Annotated in this window: 22 protein-coding genes and 1 other annotated feature; of the genes, 14 read left to right on the top strand and 8 right to left on the bottom strand. The window is 35.2% G+C overall.

Features of this window, described 5'->3' with window-relative positions; all coding sequences use genetic code 11:
* Nucleotides 1–15: 15 nt before the first annotated feature.
* The 3 genes from AMET_RS23510 to AMET_RS23500 form a co-directional block, all read right to left on the bottom strand.
* Nucleotides 16–1995 carry a TRAP transporter permease gene (locus tag AMET_RS23510; protein WP_012065658.1) on the bottom strand — a complete coding sequence of 660 codons (1980 nt, stop codon included), beginning with the start codon at nucleotides 1993–1995 and terminating at the stop codon, nucleotides 16–18.
* A gap of 2 nt (nucleotides 1996–1997) precedes the next feature.
* Nucleotides 1998–2372: a DUF1850 domain-containing protein gene (locus AMET_RS24660; protein ID WP_207636408.1), complete on the bottom strand. Its 375-nt coding sequence runs from the start codon at nucleotides 2370–2372 to the stop codon at nucleotides 1998–2000.
* A gap of 148 nt (nucleotides 2373–2520) precedes the next feature.
* Nucleotides 2521–3507, bottom strand: coding sequence for a TAXI family TRAP transporter solute-binding subunit (locus tag AMET_RS23500; protein WP_012065656.1), 987 nt, complete (start codon nucleotides 3505–3507; stop codon nucleotides 2521–2523).
* Between the two features lie 623 nt (nucleotides 3508–4130).
* On the opposite strand from AMET_RS23500, the gene AMET_RS23495 reads away from it, so the two are divergent.
* The 5 genes from AMET_RS23495 to AMET_RS23480 all read left to right on the top strand — a co-directional run bounded on the left by AMET_RS23495 (nucleotide 4131) and on the right by AMET_RS23480 (nucleotide 7483).
* Complete coding sequence (locus tag AMET_RS23495) at nucleotides 4131–5060, top strand: DUF4392 domain-containing protein (RefSeq protein WP_012065655.1); 930 nt, start codon at nucleotides 4131–4133, stop codon at nucleotides 5058–5060.
* 7 nt (nucleotides 5061–5067) lie between these two features.
* Entirely contained in the window at nucleotides 5068–5226 is a 159-nt protein-coding gene (locus AMET_RS25310; protein WP_012065654.1) for a LamB/YcsF family protein, read from the top strand.
* Nucleotides 5227–5305: 79 nt separating this feature from the next.
* Nucleotides 5306–5494: a hypothetical protein gene (locus tag AMET_RS23490; protein ID WP_012065653.1), complete on the top strand. Its 189-nt coding sequence runs from the start codon at nucleotides 5306–5308 to the stop codon at nucleotides 5492–5494.
* Nucleotides 5495–5591: 97 nt separating this feature from the next.
* Nucleotides 5592–6755, top strand: coding sequence for a DEAD/DEAH box helicase (locus AMET_RS23485; protein WP_012065652.1), 1164 nt, complete (start codon nucleotides 5592–5594; stop codon nucleotides 6753–6755).
* Nucleotides 6756–6775: 20 nt separating this feature from the next.
* Nucleotides 6776–7483, top strand: a complete 708-nt coding sequence (locus AMET_RS23480; protein WP_012065651.1) for a pseudouridine synthase — start codon at nucleotides 6776–6778, stop codon at nucleotides 7481–7483.
* Between the two features lie 79 nt (nucleotides 7484–7562).
* Here AMET_RS23480 and AMET_RS23475 read toward each other — a convergent pair whose 3' ends face one another.
* Complete coding sequence (locus AMET_RS23475) at nucleotides 7563–7778, bottom strand: hypothetical protein (protein ID WP_012065650.1); 216 nt, start codon at nucleotides 7776–7778, stop codon at nucleotides 7563–7565.
* Between the two features lie 53 nt (nucleotides 7779–7831).
* Nucleotides 7832–8085, bottom strand: a binding site (T-box leader).
* A 282-nt stretch (nucleotides 8086–8367) separates the two neighbouring features.
* Between AMET_RS23475 and gloA the strand changes: the two genes are divergently transcribed.
* The 5 genes from gloA (at nucleotide 8368) to AMET_RS23450 (ending at nucleotide 14175) form a co-directional block, all read left to right on the top strand.
* Nucleotides 8368–8751: a lactoylglutathione lyase gene (gene gloA, locus AMET_RS23470; protein ID WP_012065649.1), complete on the top strand. Its 384-nt coding sequence runs from the start codon at nucleotides 8368–8370 to the stop codon at nucleotides 8749–8751.
* 153 nt (nucleotides 8752–8904) lie between these two features.
* Nucleotides 8905–11085: a DNA helicase RecQ gene (recQ, locus tag AMET_RS23465; RefSeq protein WP_012065648.1), complete on the top strand. Its 2181-nt coding sequence runs from the start codon at nucleotides 8905–8907 to the stop codon at nucleotides 11083–11085.
* A 195-nt stretch (nucleotides 11086–11280) separates the two neighbouring features.
* Nucleotides 11281–11907, top strand: coding sequence for a hypothetical protein (locus AMET_RS23460; RefSeq protein ID WP_012065647.1), 627 nt, complete (start codon nucleotides 11281–11283; stop codon nucleotides 11905–11907).
* 992 nt (nucleotides 11908–12899) lie between these two features.
* Complete coding sequence (locus AMET_RS23455) at nucleotides 12900–13466, top strand: RNA polymerase sigma factor (RefSeq protein ID WP_012065646.1); 567 nt, start codon at nucleotides 12900–12902, stop codon at nucleotides 13464–13466.
* Complete coding sequence (locus tag AMET_RS23450; RefSeq protein ID WP_012065645.1) at nucleotides 13453–14175, top strand: hypothetical protein; 723 nt, start codon at nucleotides 13453–13455, stop codon at nucleotides 14173–14175. Before AMET_RS23455 ends, AMET_RS23450 begins: the two co-directional genes overlap by 14 nt.
* 28 nt (nucleotides 14176–14203) lie before the next feature.
* Here the strand turns inward: AMET_RS23450 and AMET_RS23445 are convergent, their stop codons facing one another.
* The gene (locus AMET_RS23445) at nucleotides 14204–14713 is read right to left on the bottom strand and encodes a hypothetical protein (RefSeq protein ID WP_012065644.1); all 510 of its coding nucleotides are present in this window, start codon (nucleotides 14711–14713) and stop codon (nucleotides 14204–14206) included.
* A gap of 367 nt (nucleotides 14714–15080) precedes the next feature.
* On the opposite strand from AMET_RS23445, the gene AMET_RS23440 reads away from it, so the two are divergent.
* The 4 genes from AMET_RS23440 (at nucleotide 15081) to AMET_RS23420 (ending at nucleotide 18264) form a co-directional block, all read left to right on the top strand.
* Nucleotides 15081–15734 carry a hypothetical protein gene (locus AMET_RS23440; protein WP_012065643.1) on the top strand — a complete coding sequence of 218 codons (654 nt, stop codon included), beginning with the start codon at nucleotides 15081–15083 and terminating at the stop codon, nucleotides 15732–15734.
* 698 nt (nucleotides 15735–16432) lie between these two features.
* Nucleotides 16433–16927, top strand: coding sequence for a hypothetical protein (locus tag AMET_RS23430; protein ID WP_012065642.1), 495 nt, complete (start codon nucleotides 16433–16435; stop codon nucleotides 16925–16927).
* The gene (locus AMET_RS23425) at nucleotides 16928–17359 is read left to right on the top strand and encodes a hypothetical protein (protein WP_012065641.1); all 432 of its coding nucleotides are present in this window, start codon (nucleotides 16928–16930) and stop codon (nucleotides 17357–17359) included.
* Nucleotides 17360–17445: 86 nt separating this feature from the next.
* Nucleotides 17446–18264 carry a copper amine oxidase N-terminal domain-containing protein gene (locus AMET_RS23420; RefSeq protein ID WP_012065640.1) on the top strand — a complete coding sequence of 273 codons (819 nt, stop codon included), beginning with the start codon at nucleotides 17446–17448 and terminating at the stop codon, nucleotides 18262–18264.
* A 385-nt stretch (nucleotides 18265–18649) separates the two neighbouring features.
* On the opposite strand, the gene AMET_RS23415 is transcribed toward AMET_RS23420, so the two are convergent.
* The 3 genes from AMET_RS23415 to istA are packed head-to-tail and all read right to left on the bottom strand — an operon-like array spanning nucleotide 18650 to nucleotide 21162.
* The gene (locus AMET_RS23415; protein WP_041720379.1) at nucleotides 18650–18838 is read right to left on the bottom strand and encodes a hypothetical protein; all 189 of its coding nucleotides are present in this window, start codon (nucleotides 18836–18838) and stop codon (nucleotides 18650–18652) included.
* 24 nt (nucleotides 18839–18862) lie between these two features.
* Nucleotides 18863–19606, bottom strand: a complete 744-nt coding sequence (gene istB, locus AMET_RS23410; protein ID WP_012062302.1) for an IS21-like element helper ATPase IstB — start codon at nucleotides 19604–19606, stop codon at nucleotides 18863–18865.
* Nucleotides 19594–21162, bottom strand: a complete 1569-nt coding sequence (istA, locus tag AMET_RS23405) for an IS21 family transposase (protein WP_049765184.1) — start codon at nucleotides 21160–21162, stop codon at nucleotides 19594–19596. The genes istB and istA overlap by 13 nt, the downstream gene beginning before the upstream one ends.
* Nucleotides 21163–21227 lie beyond the last annotated feature (65 nt).

The following is a 21227-nucleotide window of genomic DNA, read 5'->3' as shown; positions in this document are numbered from 1 at the left end:
GCTTTTTTTCATAAACTACATAGATTCTCTAATTGGCATATTTTCTTTTTCTGTCTTTTCTTTTTTATGTCTAGTATACTGTAATGCCACTGGAATGGCAAGTAATACTAAACCGGCAATATCAATCATTGCATTTGGATGAATCAAGAAAAAGGCAGCAAATAGGAACATAATTCGTTCATGGATTTTTGTAACGCTTAAGAAATAACCCTGTACGGCACTGGCAAAGCCTACGATTCCTAAGCAGGCTGTAACGATGGCAATAATTGCTTGCACTGGTGTCACATCAATCAGTAGAAGTGCTGGGCTTGTTGCAAATATAAAGGGAATGAGAAACCCTGCAGATCCTAGTTTTAAAGCTTGTATGCCTGTCTTAAAGGCATCACCGCCAGCTATGCCTGCACCAGCATAGGCTGCCAAGGCAACAGGTGGGGTTACGTCGGCGATTACACCAAAATATAGAATAAATAAATGAGCTGCGATGATTGGTACACCCAATTCAACTAAAGCAGGTGCAGCCATGGTAGCCAACACAATGTACTTTGCTGTGGTGGGGAGTCCCATGCCCAATATAATTGAAGCTATCATTGTTAAGAATAAAGTAGGTAAAAGCATTCCACCAGCTAAATTAATGATTAGATTTGCAAAGGTCAGTCCTAAGCCAGTTAAAGTAACAATTCCTACAATAATTCCTGCGCAGGCACAAGCAGCTGCAACACTCACTGCTTTTTTGGCACCGCTTTCCAAAGCAACTAAAAGATCCTTTGGCTTTATTCTTGTATGTTTACGAAGCATACTAACACCTAAAGCTACTAGAATACTTAAGAATGCAGCTTTCAAAGGAGAGTATCTAATCAGGAAGATTACAACTGATACAAGTGGCAAGAGCAAATGAAAGCCCATTTTAAAAGTCTGTTTGAAATCCGGAAGCTCTTCCTTGGGAATTCCTTTAAGGTCCTGCTTAGAAGCTTGAAGGTGAACCATAATGATCACGCCTAAATAATATAATAAAGCCGGTACAACGGCACTTTTAACAATGGTAATATAGGGGATGTTAGTGAACTCTGACATAATAAATGCAGCAGCCCCCATAACAGGTGGTAAAATTTGGCCACCGGTAGAAGCAGCAGCTTCTACAGCACCGGCAAAATTAGGCTTATATCCTACCTTTTTCATAAGTGGAATGGTAAAAGCACCTGTGGTAACGGTATTGGCGATGGAACTACCAGAAATAGATCCCATGAATCCACTGGCGATTACCGCTGCTTTAGCAGGTCCGCCCTTTCGGTGACCAGCTGCGGCAAAAGCCACATCAATGAAGAATTGACCGACGCCAGTTATTTCTAGAAAGGCTCCGAACAAGATAAACATAAAAACAAAGGTGGAGGAGACACCCAAGGGTGTTCCAAATATACCTTCGGTAGTCATGTAAAGCTGATTGACGATTCTGGCTACGCTATATCCTCTATGACCTAGCATACCGGGTATATAAGGCCCCATAAAAACATAGGCAATAAAAATAATTGCAATGATAGGAAGTTCTGGTCCAATACTACGACGTGTTACCTCTAATACTAGGAGTATTGCTATAATACCCATGAAAATATCTAAGTTGGTAGGCATGCCACCACGTCGTACTAGTTGTTCGTAAAAGAACAGAATATAAGAAGTAACTAAAATTCCGCCCCCCATAAAGATCCAATCATAAAAAGGTACCTTTGTTTTATCTGATTTTTTACGAAGAGGATAGAGTAAAAAACCCAAAACAAATACAAATAGTAAATGAACTGTTCTTTGCTTCATGGCTAAGAGGGTCCCAAAACCTGCGGTGTACAGATGGAAAAGAGACATGAATATTGCAATATATACAATGATTTTTCCTAACAATCCTTTTAAATTACGTATATTGGATGATGTATCAAATTCAGCTAATTTTTCATCAATATCGATTTGTTCTTCTACACTATCTTGAATGCTTTTTTTGTTATTGTCCACTGCTAATCCTCCTTTTCAATAAAGAAAGCCTGCAATCTTGTTACGCTTACAGGTCTGATGATTACTAAAGTACCACCATCTACATAGTCTTTTAAATACAACTGTCTACCATCTTCTAAACCTAAACTATGGTTTGCTATTCTTCCAACCCGTAGAGAAATACTGGATAACTCTTGATTAATGCCACTGTTTATAAAAATGCCATTGACAACTTTAAAGTCACCGAGATTGTCTGTAGGGAGTCCTGCTCCAAAGGAGCTATACTCAGTTCGTTTTAATAAAAAAATAAGATTGCTTTTGATTTCAATGACATCCCTTACGGGTGTTTTTTCAACGGAGTGAGTGTAATCGATATAAGCCTCGCTGTTGTTCGGCACAATAAATGTTTTTAATATGTCACCATCACGAGAAACTTCAATTGCATAGACTGGCCAAAGTAGGTAAATCAATAGTAGTATTACTATAAAAACACAAGAAATCAAAAGGGTCGGGTATCGAACACTTCGATACCCGTTCCCAATTAGATTACTTAACTTCGTCAAAGTAACGCTGTGCTCCTGGATGAACTTCTAGTGACATACCTTCTAAGGCTGTATCTAAGGTTACATCGCCACCTCTAGCGTGAGCAGCGGATAAAGAGTCTAAGTTCTCAAACAATGATTTTGTGATGTCATAAACTAAATCTTCAGATAGGTCAGCTCTAACTGCTAACATCGCCATAACGGCTACAGCATTGACGTCTGTATCTTGATTTCGGTAAGTGCCTGCAGGAATCACAACTTCTGCATAGAATGGATATTCAGCGATTAAGGCTTGGGCCATGTCTGAAGGAACAGGTACTAAGTTGATATTATGGGTTGTAGATAAGTCAGTAATAGCAGCGGTTGGTGTACCAGCAGTAACAAAGGCTGCTTGAACATGTCCGTCTTTTAAGTTATCCGCTGCTTCACCAAATGATAAGAAGTCAGCTTGGATATCATCATAAGTCAATCCATAGGCTGCTAAAATTTGGCGTGCATTGGCTTCTGTACCACTTCCTGGAGCTCCTACTGCAACACGCTTACCTTTTAAATCTTCAACGGAATTGATCCCAGCAGAGCCATCGGCTACGATCTGGATGATTTCTGGGTAAAGAGTTGCTAAACCTTGAAGGTTTGTTAATGGGTCATGTTCATCAAACATTTCAGCGCCATTAAAAGCATAATAGGAAATATCATTTTGAACCATTGCAAAATCAACATCTCCAGCGTTTAATAGGTTGACATTCTCAACAGATGCGCCAGTGGATTCTGCATTAGCAGAAACGTTATCCACATTTTCATTAATGATGTTAGCAAAGGCCCCACCTAATGGATAGTAAGTACCCGTTGTTCCACCTGTGGCAATTGCTAAACGAGATGGCGTTGCTTCTTCGCCACCACCTGTACCGGTATCGGTACTGCACCCGACTGCAAATGCTGACACTAGTAATAAACAAGCTAGTAATACATAAATAAATTTAGACTTTTTCATTTTTTTTCCCCCTTTTATTATTTATAAAAAGTTATTTACATGATAAATAACTTTTTAAAAAACATATTATTTATTCATTATAAAGATTGTACAAAATAAATTGAAAATACGTTAAAATGAAATGAAGACAACTTTACAATTCATATGATGATTCAAACTATCAAACGCGATAAACCGACAAAAACCTACATGCATACCTTGAAAACAAAAGGGCCAACATGGTAACATGAGTATATTATACTATATTTTATATTACTTTACCATTGGTAAAATAAATAAAATTATAACGCAAGAAACAATTGACAGAAAATTGAAGGATTACAAGGGTGGAAAACATAATAATTATTAGTTGAAATGAATAAACAAGCAGTGTTAATCCACTAGGTATAAAGGAATTTCCAAATTGTTGTCGAATGATTAGTCTCAAAGAGTAATTAATAACACATAAGGGGGATTATGGTATGAATGCTGGCCCGTTAGCAAGAGAAGCGATACGAAAAAGAGTTTGGCAGGGACCAACACCTGGTCTTGCTCCAGGATACACCCAAGCCTGAAATCGTGATCACCCACTCCCTTGGGTACATGTTCATTACCGACATAAAGGATGAGGAGATGAAAGGACTATGAAGCAAACATATATAGATCGTATTGAAACACTCATTGGCGTAGACGTTGGTTGTAGAGGCTTAGGGTCAGATTTTAAGACTGGGGATTTAGGACAGGCCTTAGAAGAATTAAACCAAGCCCAACGCATCATGATTATTACGGGATTTTGTATTAGAGATACCATGACAGGTGAAACCGATGGTCCAATAGGAGCCGTATCCCTTGGAGCTGCACTAAAAAAGCTTGATAAGGAGGTCGTGATCATCACCGACGAATACTCCTATAAATTAGTGGTTGCTTGTTGTAAGGCGATGGATATGGATATGGATATGGAGATTGATATAGGAATAGTCCCCTTTGAAGGGGCAGAAGACTATTGTGAACAAAGCATAAGGGATTTTGAACCTGATCTGGTTGTAGCCATTGAGCGTCCTGGAAGAGCTGCAGATGGTGGATGTTACTCTATGAGGGGAGAGGATTTGAGTAGTTTTGTGCCCAATACAGATCATTTGTTTTCCATAGCAAAAGAAAGTGAGATTAAAACCATGGCAGTGGGTGATGGTGGCAATGAAATGGGAATGGGAAAAATTGCTGAACATATAAAGAAAAATGTAAAGCTTGGTGAGAAAATATGTGCAGTGAGTGCATCGGACTATTTGATCGTAGCGGGTGTCTCAAACTGGGGAGCTCATGGCCTGGTTGCAGGTTTATCAATTATGACTTCTAAAATGTTGCTTCATAATGTGGATAAGGAAATAGAAATGCTAGAGGGTATGATTGGTGAAGGCGGCGTAGACGGATGTAGTAAAAAAGTTGTTTGTACAGTGGATGGTTTAAGCTTAGAAGTGAATTTAGATATGCTAGAGCAGCTCAAGGTAATCACCCTAGAGGCCCTATCAGCTCATCGGAGCCCACCCAGGCTTTCCAGATCTACTAGGCTTTGGTAGGAGAAACATGCAAGCCTCCTTGGAAGAAGCGAAAGCCTATATGATCTATCAAATCGGTGTGTTACAAGGATTTGTTCAAGCACAGGGTGGTAGATTACAGTATGTGAAGCCATGCTATTTACACAAGAGGGGAAAGCTACATTTTAAAAAGGTGAGTATCAGATAGGCAAACCACAGGAGGTTATACAAAAATTTCCAACGTCATCTCTGTAGATATACCAGTGGTTGCTCAAAAAAACCTGGGGATGTCATTCAATTTATTTCTATTGATATGGAAGAGGCTCAGTTCAGTTGCTATTAAGAAAGAAGAAGCCATTGTGAATTTGGAGAAGGACTTTAATTCAAGGACCCAAGGGATACATTCCGTAAAGGAATACTTAATTACAGTGAAGGAAAGAAGCTACCGGGTAAGGGTAGAAGAGCTAAAGGAATAACATCATGATAGAATTTTCATCTATATGGTATACTAAAGTTAAGTAAACACTAAGATAAGTGGTTATATAGATCAAGGAACAGAAAGGAACTGAGATAATGGAACAGAATAATTCAAAGGCCCAACAGTGGCCATTATTATTAAAGATGAAACCCTTTTTACAAGAGACATGGAATCGTGTGGGATTTACAGCCCCGACTCCTATCCAAGAGGAGGCAATACCCTTAATTTTAGAGGGAAAGGATTTAATCGCTGAGTCACCAACAGGAACCGGTAAAACCCTAGCCTACCTCATACCAATACTACATAGGATAGACCCTGAAAGTAAAGCTGTGCAAGCAGTCATTCTAGCACCCTCTCATGAATTAGCTATGCAAATCCACCAAACCATTGAAAAGTGGACAAAGGATAATAACATAAGCAGTGAGCCCTTAATAGGGGGAGCGAATATTAAAAGACAAATAGAGAATCTCAAGAAACGTCCTCAGATCATTGTAGCTACAACCGGTAGATTGCTTGAAGTGATTAAATTAAAAAAAATAAAAATGCATGAGGTCAAGACCATTGTAGTGGATGAATTTGATATCTTGATCGCAGAGGAACACGCGGAAAATCTAAAACATATTATTAAAACAACACTAAAGGAAAGACAGATTGTCTGTTTTTCCGCTACAATATCAGAGAATACAGAGCAAATTGGAATGGAATTAATGAAGGAGCCTAAAATCATTCAAATTCAGAAGGGTCAGTCTAGCCTATCTACCCTATCTAACATACAACACACCTACATTATATGTGAGCATAGAGAAAAATTCGAGGTGCTTCGGAAAATAATCAGATCAGGCAATGTAAAGGCTTTGGTTTTTACAAATGATGTAAGAAAGATTGAGGAAATTCAAGTAAAGCTCAGCTATAATGGCATCGATTTAGGCGTACTCATGGGAGGATCTAACAAAACCCAACGAAAAGAAGCCTTAAATGGATTTCGAATGGGCAAATTTCCATTGTTAGTTGCTACTGATGTGGCTGCCAGGGGACTTGACATTGAGGGACTCACCCATGTCATTAATTGGGATGTACCATTGACTGCTGATCAATATACACATCGATCTGGAAGAACTGGGAGAATGGGTGCCCTAGGCACTGTGGTTTCAATAGTTAACAAAAGAGAAGAGAGTATGTTTAGGAAAATAACCAATGAATTAGAGATATCAGCTACGGAAAAGATGATGTACAAGGGCGAGATGATTGACACAAAGTAAAAAGAGTAAGGAGAAGTTTTATGAGATTAAACAATTTTATAAGCTCAACTGGTAAATGCTCTAGAAGAGAAGCAGATGAACTCATTAAACAGAAAAAAGTAACGGTTAATGGTAAAATTGCAACATTAGGCTGCAAAGTAGATCCCGGAGATCAGGTGATGCTAAAGGGGAAACCTCTACAGGCAAAAAATAATGATGTTTATATTGCCTTAAATAAGCCCGTAGGAATTACTTGTACTACGGAAAGACATATCAGAGGAAATATCATTGATTTTATCAATCACCCAGAACGGATTTTCCCAATTGGTAGATTGGATAAGGACTCCGAAGGGCTGATTCTGCTTACAAACGACGGGAGCATCGTTAATGAGATTTTGGCAGAGGAAAACAAACATGAGAAGGATTATATTGTTACTGTGAACAAAAAAATAACCCCTTCTTTTATAGAGGGGATGTCTAAGGGTGTTAAAATCTATAACCCTGTGAAGAATAAGGACACCATGACCAAACGGTGCAAGCTAGTTAGAATAAATGATAGAACATTTAAGATTACCCTATGCCAAGGGTTAAATCGACAGATTCGAAGAATGTGTACTCATTTTGGCTATCGTGTTGTCAAGCTCAAACGAGTTCGAATCATGAATTTGACACTTAAGGATTTAACCATAGGAAAATGGAGAAACTTAACGGAAGAAGAAGTGAAGGATCTGAGATCTAATAAAAACTAAGGTAAAAGGTTAATATAGGCAGGGCCTCTAGAGGCCCTGCCTATATTATGCCTCCCTAAGGATCTAATCCCTAAATCCATTATTTCATCACCTTTAGGTATGAGCAAGAGTCAGACTCATAGAAGTTTAGATCATCCTTATAGAGCCCTTGACCCCAGTGGTTAGTTGTGGACAACAATTCTTTTGGGGAAACAGATTTTTCCTTGGATGGATTGACTTTCTTTGTGGCACTTAAAACAAAAGTGGGTGCCTTCTCCTTTGACGAATTGACTAAATTTGCGGCTACATTGTACATAATAATTCCTCCTTTATATTTTGGGGTTAAAAAAACCGCCCTTAGATTATTATTCTAAGGGCGAGTTATCACTCGCGGTACCACCTTAATTGTCTCTCCTATTTTAAAATATAATAAAATAGAAAGAAACCACTTTTTCGGTTCTAACAAACCTAAGCCGTTATCGAGGCTAATCGGTATCAACTACTTTGAAAATTTCGAAGATACTGCTTGGGAGTGATCTATATTTTATTACAGTATCGGTTTACACCCACCACCGACTCTCTAAAACTGTAGTTAAAATATCCTTCTCCTTCAATGCATTTATAATATTCTGTTAATTTAGAATAGTATAACAATTTATTTTGTTCTTGTCAATAGAATATATTAAAAAAAATAAGGAAAAATTTACAGGGTCCTAATTGTGTCAGGGGAGTAAATTTAACCTGTTTTTTAATGGCAACCAAGGGTAAAATAAAAATGTGTGGAGAAATCCTATGATTTTGAAGCTGAAAAGCCATAGGATTTCCTAGGAAAATTACATAAAATGGATCTTACCATGAAAATTTGTTATAATGATATTAGAATAAAAAAAGAAAGGGGTTATTTCATGAAATATAAAATGCTACATACCTGTATACGAGTAATGGATTTAGAAAAATCTTTAAGGTTCTATGAAGACGCCCTAGGCCTAGTAGAAAAAAGAAGAAAAGATTTTCCGGAACATGAATTTACTTTAGTATTCTTGAGTGACGAAGCAGGTCATTATGATCTAGAACTAACCTACAACTATAATCAAGATCAATCCTATGAGATTGGAAATGGGTTTAGTCACATAGCGGTTTCTGTTGATGATTTAGAGGCTTCTCAAGAAAGACATCGAAAAATGGGCTATAAGGTGACAAAATTAACGGGGCTTCCAGGGAGCCCACCTAGATACTATTTTGTAACGGATCCAGATGGGTATGATGTGGAAGTCATTAGAGCAGATTAATTAATCGTGATTTTATTTTTAGGGTATAAGCCCCGCCTAAGTGTTAGTGTAGGTGGGGCTTAATACGATAAGTTATGTGTAAAGAATAATATCTGATTTAACAATACAATGGGTTAGTCAGATTTAATTTGTGATTAGAAGTGAGGGAATCATATGAATATATATAAAGAATTAAAAACATATTTTGGATACGATACATTTAAAGAAGGGCAAGAAAAGCTGGTAACCGGTATATTAGCAGGTAAGGATGTCCTGGGGATCATGCCCACCGGCGGGGGAAAGTCCCTTTGCTATCAATTGCCGGCTGTTATGCTAGAGGGAGTCACGATTGTGATTTCCCCATTGATCTCATTGATGAAGGATCAAGTAGATTCATTAAATGAAATAGGGATTAATGCTACATGTATTAATAGTACCCTGGATCAAGAAGAATTAATGGAAAGAATTAAGGAGATTAAGGAAAATCAATATAAAATACTGTTTGTGGCTCCGGAGCGACTCAATACCAATATTTTTAGGAATACCATAAGGCATATTACGGTTTCATTTGTTGCAATTGATGAAGCCCATTGTATTAGTCAATGGGGTCATGATTTTCGACCAAGCTATATTGAAATTCCTAAATTTATTAAGGGTTTTGCAAATAGGCCCATGGTGGCAGCCTTTACAGCTACTGCCACAAAGGAAATCATCATCGAAATCAAAAAACTAATCGAATTACAGAAGCCCATCGAAATCACAACAGGATTTGATCGACCTAATTTATTTTATCAAGTAAGTAAGGCAGGGAATAAGTTCACTTATTTGATGAGTTATTTAAAGGAAAATTTCCAAAGTGAGACGGGGATCATTTACTGTTCAACGAGAAAAACAGTGGAGTCACTAGTAAAGAAATTAAAGGAAAAAGGTTTTTCAGTGGAAGGATACCATGGAGGCATGAATGCAGATATACGCATGAAAAACCAAGAGGACTTTATGTACAATAGAACTAGAATTATTGTGGCAACCAACGCCTTTGGTATGGGAATTGACAAGCCTGATGTACGATTTGTTATCCATTATAATATGCCTAAAAATATGGAAGCATACTACCAAGAGGCAGGTAGAGGGGGCAGAGATGGGGAGAAAAGCCAATGTATTTTAATGTATTCACCCTCGGATGTTGTCAAACAAAAATTGATTATGGAAAATGAGTATAGTTCCCCAGAAAGACAAGCATTACAATATAAGAATCTACAATATCTAATCGATTTTTGCCACACAAACGATTGTCTTCGAAATAAAATATTAACCTACTTTGGTGAAGTCATCATAGAGGAAGATTGTGGGAATTGCAGTAATTGTCTAGATAGATCGGAAATGATAGACATCACCCTAGAGGCTCAAAAAGTGCTATCTTGTATTTACCGTATTGACCAACGATATGGTGTCAATATTGTCACCCAGGTTTTAAGGGGATCGAAAAACAAAAAAATATTACAGCTAGGGTTAGATAAGGTTTCCACCTACAATATTATGAAAAACTACAGTGAGCAGGGGGTCAGGGAAATCATTATGACCTTAGTGGCTAGAGGATATATACATGTGACCACAGATAAATTTCCTGTATTGAAGCTGACAGCCCAATGTCGGGAAATATTGCAAGGAGATGTAAAAATACATCACAAAAAAGAACTAGTAGAGGCAATTGGCTCAAAAGATGAAAAGGAAAGAAAATCAAAGAAAGCAGTTAGTGATCATTTTGATGAGGAATTATTAAGTCAATTAAAGGAACTGAGAAGCACCATAGCCAGCGAAAAAAGGGTGCCTCCCTTTATGATTTTTCATGATAGGACATTGAAAGAAATGGCAGCTTGTTTTCCCCGGACTAAAGAGGTATTTCTCACAATAGATGGTGTGGGGATGAAGAAGTATGAAAACTATGGAGCACAATTTATGGATTTAGTTGAAGCGTATTGTATTGAAAATAAAATCCAGGGAACGGAGTCTAAAGTAGATGAGGTAGTCAACACTGATGAAAGTAATTCCCAAGTAGGAGCGGGGCTTGATCGATACCAAATAACCTATGACTGCTACTTAGAAGGACTGTCTTTACCTAAAATTGCCCACGAGAGAAATCTAAAGGGAACCACAATTATTGAACATTTAAAAAGATGTGAGGATAATGGACAAGAAGTTGACTGGGGAAGGTTTATAGATGATCCAAATAAGGAAAGAGCAATATTAGATGTGATAGAAGAGATAGGAATCATGAAGCTAAAGCCAATTAAGGAGGCTTTGTCCCCAGAGGTGAGCTATGAAGACATTCGTCTGGTGATTATGAAATATCATTAGTATACACTGGTTTTAGCTGAAGTGAAATGAATGCGATTGATATGACCCATGAAGAAATTGAGCAACAATGGTTAAAATTACAAGAAACACCTTAGTTTTAAAAAAGTTCCATTTTACATGGAACTTTTTTAAAACTAAGGTGTTTTCTTAATGAAAGCAGAAACATTCTAACTATTTCAACAAAGGAGGATTTTTATGAAAAAAATTATAGTTATGGTGATCTTTGCTCTGTTATTATCCAGTAATCTATATGCAGCAAATGCATATACTAATGATGTATCTAATGACATTTTTGTTGTGACTCGATCAGAAAATAGTAGTGAAGAAAGGTATGTACAAAGTTTAGCTAATGAACTGAACATTTCATATAAAGAAGCATATGAAATGAACCAAAAAGAAAATCAAGAGTACTTATCAGAAATAGGAACCTTGGGGTTAGATGAAATAATTAATTACAAAACCCTAATTGGTAGCACTTCACTCAGCGGCGCTCCACAGTCTGTAGAAATGGCAGTTGAGGTAAAGTACGTTTATTCTTATACCACAGGAAAGGCACTGGAAATAATGTCTGTAGGTGAGCCACATATGTACATACCTGGATTAAGCAATGTTCAATTATCTGGTGGAGGTTATAATAAAGAAGTTTCTACAACTAACGCTAGAATTAGTAGAACAGCTACACTAGTTTATGAAGTAGGTAGTTCAACAGGAATAACTATTGGTGGTGATATACTAAATATATCTCAAACATCATCTGAAACCTACACAGTTACCACTCGAGCCAAAACATATGTAATGAGTTTCGGACTGAGCGATTTATAGAATTATGAAAAAGGTGCTAAATCTATTGGTTAAATCCAACAAAACACCAATGGAAACGATATGTAAGCTATTATTTCCGTTAACATTTATTTTTATTTTTATGAGGTTATATTTCTCTACAGCCAACGTTTCGGTTGATAGTACACTATATGAAAAGTCAATCTTTTACTTTCATTCATTATACTACCAAGTGTTAGAACCAATAATTGTATTAATTTTAGTAAAGTTATTCGTTGAAATAATTTTACTATTTTATAAAATACAATATAATCAGAATCTATAAAAGGTAAATAGGGTGTATAGAAGTGGCTCCTGTATGGAACTACTTTTTACACCCTATTTGTCAAGTTTACTAAGGCGTAGGGAATGGATGAAGAAGAATAGGATACTGCCAACGAAAATGTAGCGTTGAACCTTATTTTTTAAAAAGGAGGGAAGTCTGTGATCTTTTAAATCAAAAAAATAATATTATAAGGAAGTTGAGAATGCTTAAAATGATAGGTGCTGCAGAAATTGTTTTAGTTATATCAATAATTATTGCTGTTTATTTAGTTTTACGTTTAATTTTATGGATAAAAGATTTAAAAAAATAAGTGAACTTCAAACAAATAAATCTGCATATTTTATGCGGATTTATTTGTCTGATACTAGGATAAGGTTAAAAAAATTGCAAATGGCGTGCTTCTTGGAATAGTGGTTTTGGCGAAGAATCGTAGGCTTGAAATTTATAGAATTTTCAATATATTTTAAGGGTTAAGCGCCACCCAGCTCAATACAATCTCAATTCTGTTGACTAAACCAAACTCCTGGACTTGATCCAGGGGCTTGGTTTATACTCTAAACGTATTTTTATAGTAAGTTAGGTACTAATGCCTTATTTAGAAATTATTGTAAAGGCTTTAAAATTAAAGGAGAACAAAGGATTGGAATAGAATAAGTTAAGAAAATGATTTATTAGAATAACAAGATTGAACATATGAGGTGGTATTGCGATGGAAAAAGCGGTAAGTTCTAAAGAACATATAAAGCTACAAGACTCAACAGAAGATATTCAGTACTCAATGTATAAATTATATTATAGAGATGTCTATAGAACTGTGTACTACATAACTAAAAACAAAGAGCTATCTCAGGATCTAACAAATGAAGCATATTTGAAAGCATATGATAAACTAAAAACACTTGATGATATTAATAAATTTAAACAATGGATTTGTGTCATTGCTGCAAACTTAGCAAAAAATCATATTAGAAAACACAGTAAAGTGATTTCTTTTTATCCTATGGAAACACTAGCAGATGATCATATAACAGAAGACATCGTGATTGAGAACATGGACAAGGAAGAACAAAAAGAAAAATTGCGAAATTCATTAGAACAGTTAGATCCTGATGCTAAAGAGATCATTACTTTAAGGTATTATCATCACCTAACATATGAAGATGTGGGAAAAGCATTGTCCTTAAAGCAAGGAACCGTGAAATCTAGGTTAAGAAGGGCTAAGGACAAACTCATTAAAATATTCAATTCAGAGGGTGAAGAAAATGAGAAAAGATAAATTAGATCAATTAGATACACTCATAACTGAGGTTTTGGAAGAAGAAATGAATGCTATTGATATTACCGATGAAGAGATTGAACAACAATGGTTGAAATTACAAGAAAAATCTAAAAAGAAAAAGATTCCCAGAAAAACCAATTACAAAAAGGCAGCTATAATTATAATAGGAGTGCTGTCAGGATTTACACTATTAAATTTAGCTAATATTGAGATCTCTGCTTGGAAAATCCCTGGGCTAACCAATATTCTAAATGCTAGTGATAAGGGTTCCTCTATTGAGCATAACCTATCTGTTGGTGGTGGGCTAGAAGTACTTGAGGAGGAGCGGATTCTAACAAACTCTATTGAAGAAGTAAGACATATTGTATCCTTTAACTTTAAAGAGCTTCCTTATCAGTTAGGAGATGCCTTAATTGAAGGTCCATTTGACGGGGCAGAAATTCTAGACTTAAACTACACAACTAATCAAGGCAGAATAAGCTTACAGCAAATGAGGCAAGGGCTTGAATTTACTCAGTCAATTAACGTTAACCCAACTAGCGAGATTTTAGAGATACTGCTTGATAATATTCCCTACACCATCGTAAAAGTTACTGAAACTCATACTAAAGTAGTTTGGTCTTCATTTGGAGTAAATCATACTATGGATATTTTTTATGTTATTGAAATTGAAGAAGTTAAAGAAATAATAAAGGCAATGGAATAACTCCATTGCCTTTATTATGCAGTAAGGATTAATAGGTATTAGCTACTGAAGAATACGTAGAAATTCTTTCGATTTGCCCCCCCACTGTAGCTTCATGTATTACCTGAAGCCTATATCTAGCCCCTACTGGAACACTATAGCTTCGGGTTACCTGTGAGTAGCCAGCATTATTTAAAGTGTTAGATATAGTGTGGATACTTACCCATACCCTTCGGGATTCGTCGTATTGTTGAAGATACACTGTAGTACTGATGGTGTCAACATTTTGGCCAGTTCTTGTATAACCCAATGCATCTAATCTACCAGAACCTAGATATCTTAGGGTTGCTCCATAATCATTTAAATAGTTGTGTTGCTGACTAGACTGGTTAATTATAAGTTCATGAGCCATTGTTCCACGTTTTATATCATCAAGACTAATCACCTTAACATCTTCATCATCGAAATCAGGTTCATAGTTTTTCTGACTTGCAGATACAAAACTTACTGATAAAAGTAATGTTACAACAACGATAAAAAAGAATACTGTTTTTTTCATTAGTTTAATTCCTCCTTTGATATTTGCTAACAATAAAAACACCTTAGTTTAAAAAAGGTTCCATTTTTCATGGAACTTTTTTAAAACTAAGGTGTTTTAGTATTGAAAGTGTTTATTTTACACTTAAAATAAAGTAAAGAAGGAAGGAGAAAAACATGAGGATAAGAGACCCTAGCGCACTATACGCAAAGGCTTGCAGTAAGGTCACAATATCAAATAAAAATTATTGAAAAGAAGTTAGAGTTAACTTTTAATAATTTGAGTCACGCATCTAGCTAAACATTAAAGCTAGCAATCATTAAGAAAACTGGGATAACTTAACTTTAGATTTTTCTAGAAAACAACATATTTTAAAGGGGGAAAAATTATGAATACTAAAAAAAGACTTATTACAATTTTTGTAATGGTTACGATGTTTGTTTCACTTTTTGCATCTACAGGATTTGCTTCCACTTCTTCTGTTTTTGAAGAAAAAACTCTTCAACAAGAAACTTTTGAACAAATAGGTATTTTAGATAACTATCTATCAAAAAACGATAAAGGTATTCTTGTTCTGGATGAGAAAGTAAAGGAAGAAGTTACTACTGAAGTTTATGAATACTTTTTAAATGGTGTTGAATTATTGAATTTAGCAGCCAAAGAGGAAAAACTATCATTTGACGATAATTATGGTTTTGTCATTCATGAAGAGCTAGAAACTAAAAGTAATAGTAATAGTTTAGAACCATTAGATTTGTCTTGGACTGCATATACTTTCACATATAACTATTCAGAAGCGAGAACTTTACAATATGCATTAGAAGATAGCGCTTCTGCATGGGCACTTACAGCAGCATTATTAGCTGGTATTTCAGCTACAGTACCTAATCCAACAACAATTGCAGCAGCAGCTTCTGCTGCAATCATGGCAGTTGGTGATGATTGGGTTGCCACAAGAATTAATAGAAGTATTACTTCTGCTGGTGCTACAATCAGAGTTCAGTGGCTACCGTATCCCGCCGTTCTTGTAAGGGGAAGATAAAATATGATATAATTAAAAAGGCTAATAATTAGCCTTTTTAATTATATAAGGAGGTTAATAATGTTCCCTACTCAACTAATAATAGCTCTTTTTATATTTGGCTTTTTAATGATCATGTATCGTACTTTTAGTAAATTAACTAATAAAAAATCAACTATATTCTCTTTGGATATGTCTATAGCAATTTCAATATTATTACTTATATTTTCCTATTTGAACAATTTAGGTTTAGTATCTATGTTAATTTCCTTCTTACTTCTAATGTTTTCAATAGGTAGCAAAATAAGAATAAGTATTTTAAAACGACAAAATAAATGAGAAAGTAAGAATCATATTTATTTATAGGGTTCATAGCACCTATTTATCTATCTACTGGTATAGCTAGATAATTACTGAAAAGGAAGAACTAGGAGCTATCTTAATAGCAAATTGTACCTAATCTCATATAGTGATGTGTCAAACTAGTTGGTATAAAGTAGTATAAATCACATGGTAACTATAAAGCTCAAAGCTTCCCTGAGTTCAACACAATATGAATTATGTTTCATTAGAGGAAATTAAAATATTTAATGTCCATTCGACAGAATAAGACATATTTCACACGAAGTATGTCTTATTCTGTTTATGACGCCTAACTTTACAATACTTGTTTTAAATAGCTCATCTCTAAATTCATACTTAAGGGGGTGGAATTAGGTTTGCGTAATGAAGATAGACTTATTACAGAATTAATGATATGGGATATGATGTTTGATGGAGACTTGTTTGGTAATCATGAACCTGCCGGATGTACACCATATCTATTAATGGGAGGAGCTATAGTAGGAATATTTAGTCTTATATTGCACATGATTCCTGTCTTTTTAAACAATTTTATGCTTATATTATCTATTAGCATAGTATTTACAGTTGTTTTACCGATTATAAATTATATTAGAGCTAAAAAAATACAAGTAGGTTTTATTGATTTTATTTACATTATATTATCCTTAATTAATGGTGTACTGGGTTCTTTAGTAGGGTTTGGGGTCTTGTATTTAGTATTTTATAATAATTTAAAAGACATTTCGCTGGATCAAAGTAGTATTTACTTATTAGCCATGTTTTTTATAGGTTACTTTTTATTTAGAGTAGTCCAAAATTTAATCTGGAATTTAAGTATACGTAGATTACTAAAAGAAGGGAAGATTTAGATGGATAAATACTTTAATAGTTTCATTGAAAAAACTGTGAAAAAACCAATCACTGCTTATGAAAGAGAATTGATCAAGGTAGGAGTATTGGGGGTTATTGGCTTATTTATTGCCTTTCTTCAATATGGCTTCTCAATTTTTAATGTATCCTGGTTTATTACTGTTGTATATCCTATAGGATTTTACTATGGATGGAGAACAATAGTAGGTATGTTAAAGGGCAATACAAGCAATTCTATTGATACCGCTTTAATTACAACATTATTTAGTGGTGGCAATGGGTACATGGGCTTTATCTTCGGCATTTTACAATTTGCTTTAATTTTAACTTTAGCATTTACCTTGGGTTGGATAGTGGGACTTGTTAATTTAGCAAAGACATTAATGTTTTATAAAAAACATAAAGAACATAATATTTCGACAGGCATTTAATATAAACTCTTTTAATTTTTCAAAATACTTAAATCAACTTTATTCAACATTGTTCTTTGATAGTAGAAGATACGGAGGAATTAAAAATGAAAAAAGTATTAGTATTAGGAGCAATTTTAGCAATTTTAGCAAGTTTAAGTATTTCAAGTGTGTTTGGAGCAGGAAGTGATATTAGGGTCTTCCTAAATGATGATTATATTGATTTTCCAGATGCAAAGCCAATTATCAGAAACGAGCGGACAACTGTACCAGTGGCAATTATCGCTAGAAATTTAGGAATTGACTATACATGGAATGGAACGACTAGAACAGTAGCATTCGAGCAAGATGGTAAAGAACTTGATTTAAGAATCGAAGAACACAATAGCTTTATTGAAGGTTCTAGAACCTATGTGCCTTTGAGATTTATTGCTGAAAGTTTTGAACAGGAAGTAGATTGGAGAGCTGATGTTCGCACAGTTGTAATTGGTGAAAATGTTAAAAATATTCAGCTACCAGAACCTCCAAAGGATGGTTTTATTGAGCCGAAGATTGAGATAGAAATGGCTGAAAGTGGTTGGGACCCTGTGTATTTTAGAGTTACTTTTGAACATAAAGACAAATTAGCATACATGAACAGTCAGGACAAATATCAAGCAAAAATTATTTTCACTAGTCACCCGCAGTTCAACTCTAGAGAATATGCATGGGACAAAGGGTATGTTTTCAGACTAGATGGTTGGCAAGAGGCAGATATTTTTGGAAGTGCTTTAGCAAGATATGAAAACACTCGAATTGGAGAAGAAGTGGATATTGAAGCTGGAATGAGGGTAGAGTTTGATATCTATGTAGAAAACACGACAACAGGGAATTCTAAGAAATATTCTCATCATGCGATCATTCCACATATGGAATGGGCTAACTAATTTAATAATGGTTTTAGTGAAGAATCGTAGGTTTAATATTTATAAGATGTTTAATATATTTTAAGGCCTAAGCAACACCCAATTCAACATAATACAAATTCTGTTGAATTAACCAAGCTCCTGGATCAGATCCAGGAGCTTGATCTATACTATAGACTTATTTAGAACTTAGTGTAAATGTTTCTGAATTAAAGGAGAACAAAGGTTTTAAATAGAATAAGTAAGAAAATCATTTATTAGAATAAAAACATTGAACATATGAGTGTAACTGGCAAGTGTTTTTGGAGAAATTTTGGCAAATAGTTTTCCATAGTAATTTCCAAATCTCTCCATACACTACTGCTTGTAATTTATCTTATAATCACTGAACTTTATTAAACGAATATTAGTTTTTATCTCTTATGACTTTTCTGATTTGCTCATAAATATCTTGCTCCGTATACTCGAAAATATGACCTTCATCATCTTCTACAGGAGATCCATACTCATTTAATAATTCCTGCTTTAAGCCATCAGAGATAGTTATCCTTCTGCTAAACAAATACTTTTTTAAATCTTTCTCTCTTAACAACATAATCACAATCGCCTCCTTCATCTATTAAAACAATGATTCTCGATGTTCTAATCTATAGCTCTTACCTGTCATATTAAATAGCTCACATCTGTAAGTGATTCTATCTAACACTGCCGTGGTTAAAGCGGGGTCCCCTAATAACTCGGTCCAATCTTCAAGCCCTTTGTTGGAGGTAATAATTAACGATGTTTGTTCATGAAGGGCTGATATTAATTGGAAAAACAAGTTCGCTTCTTCTCTTGATATGGGGAGGTAACCTAGCTCATCGATGATCAGAAGACTAGAAGATAAAACATTGTTGATTTTCCCTTTGCTTTTTCTTGATATCTCCTGTGTTTTTAAACAGTGCATCAGATTGTCCATGGTGGTGAAGCTAACCTTGTAGCCCATCTCTACAGCCTTGTACCCTAATGCAATACACAAGTGGCTTTTACCTACCCCTGGAGGGCCTAAAAGTATTAGATTATACATTCTATCTATCCAGTCCATCTCAATAAGACTATTGATTTGTCTTTGGGTAATCGATCTTTGAAAGGTTAGATCGAACTCTTCTATTGTCTTAAGTACCGGAAAGCCTGCAGCCTTAACTCTGCGTTCCTGGGCCTTTTTCTCTCTGAGATCGACTTCGTTTTCTAATATTGACAGTAAAAGATTCTGATATGAAATGTTGTTTATGTCAGCATTTTCAACGATGGAATCTGCATTGGTATTTAAGTAGTTCAATTTGAGTTTTTTAGCGTGATCCTTTATTGATTCTAATTTTTCCATTTTCTTTTATCCTCCTTCAGGGCACTCATGTATTCTCTAATATCTCGTACTTGAGGCTTTAAATCCTGATATTTTGAAGGAGTAGTTATGTCAGCTTTAAAGTACTTCTTATTTAGTTGTCTGTTTTCTTCAAGTTTTAAGTACTGTATGGCATCCTTCAAGAGCCCTGCGCTAAACAATTTCCTTTCAATACAGTAGCTTAATGCCCTTTGAACAATTGATTTGTCTTGGTTTTTTACTGTATTCATTATTAGGGCAAATTGATCTTTAAAGTGTCTTGGCTTCTCTATTTTTAATACATCAACAAATTCATTAGCCTTTTCAGTATGGTCTAAGCTTTTTAACACTTTGTTGTAGATTTCATGACTTGTACAGTGTTTACTCTCATTCCTATCATAGTGCTCTATTTTCACTAATTTTCCTTTATCCTGACTGATTTTATGTTCAATAATTAACTGTTCTGTATCTTGGTTCTTAATTTCCATGGTATCTTTCTTAATAATTAATTTAACCTCTTTCCCTGGAGAATAGGTTCCCGTAGGGACTTGGTATCTATTTTGCTTGTAAAAAACTGTATTGTTTTTTCTAACGAGATAGGTTAAACTATTTGTATTAGTTGTGTTTACAAATAGAGTGGGTATTGGCTTTAAGTGTTCCTTTTCCAGGGCAAACACTTCTGCCGGTACCTTCTTTGTTGTTTCATGGACTTTTTTATTACCTCTTCTTTCTAACCATTTCAGCGAATCATCATTAAATGAGTCAATATCTACAAATGTTCTATTCTTTGCAAAATTATACTTGGCATATTTCACTACGGCTTCAATTTTCCCTTTACTCTGTGGGTCATAACCCCTGCAAAGGTACACTTTAAACTTAAGGGAATTAATATAGTTTTGAAATCCTTCTGTGTATATGATATCTCCATGATTTTCTGATACCACTAGGACTCTGTCCTGGTCATAAACAACCTCCTTAGGCATTCCTCCAAAATATTCAAAGGCTTTATTATGGGCCTCAATGAATGTCTGGGTAGTAAAGGGCTTGTCTATCCAATAGATGTATTTATGTCTGGAATGGGATAAAACCATACCAAAGCAATATACTTTGATTCTTGTTTTGTCAGGTTTATCTAGCCATATTTGGCCCAGGTCAACCTGTGCTTGATATCCCATAGGAAGCTCATCCACCTCCTCAAATTGCCTTGCTGAAACTACTTTAGGGAGCTTATGTTCTTCCCTTAAGTGATTGACATATAGTCGTAAAGTTCTATCCTTAAAGTCCAGCACATGATATTTTTCCTCTAGCCAATCATATATTTGAGCACTTGATAAATCCCTATGTTCTCTAATCCATGCTAAGACTTCGTCCTTATATTTGTCCACCTTCCTTTCTCTAGATTCAGTTCTTTGTCTTAAGCTTGCAAATTCATCTGGTGTCATATCCCAATATTTATGTACTGTTTTATAGTCGATCTCCAGCCTCCTTGCTACCTGTGATTTATTCAGTCCTTTGGACTTGTATCCTTGGATTTCAGCAAACATATTCCACTCCTTCAATTTCATTCCTCCTCTGGTGTCACTAGCTAACTAATTCTACCAGAAGGGATATTATTATTGTAGTA

It is taken from the genome of Alkaliphilus metalliredigens QYMF, assembly GCF_000016985.1.
In the GTDB taxonomy this organism is placed as follows: Bacteria; Bacillota; Clostridia; order Peptostreptococcales; family Natronincolaceae; genus Alkaliphilus_A; species Alkaliphilus_A metalliredigens.
This window is presented reverse-complemented; position numbering and strand designations above follow the sequence as displayed.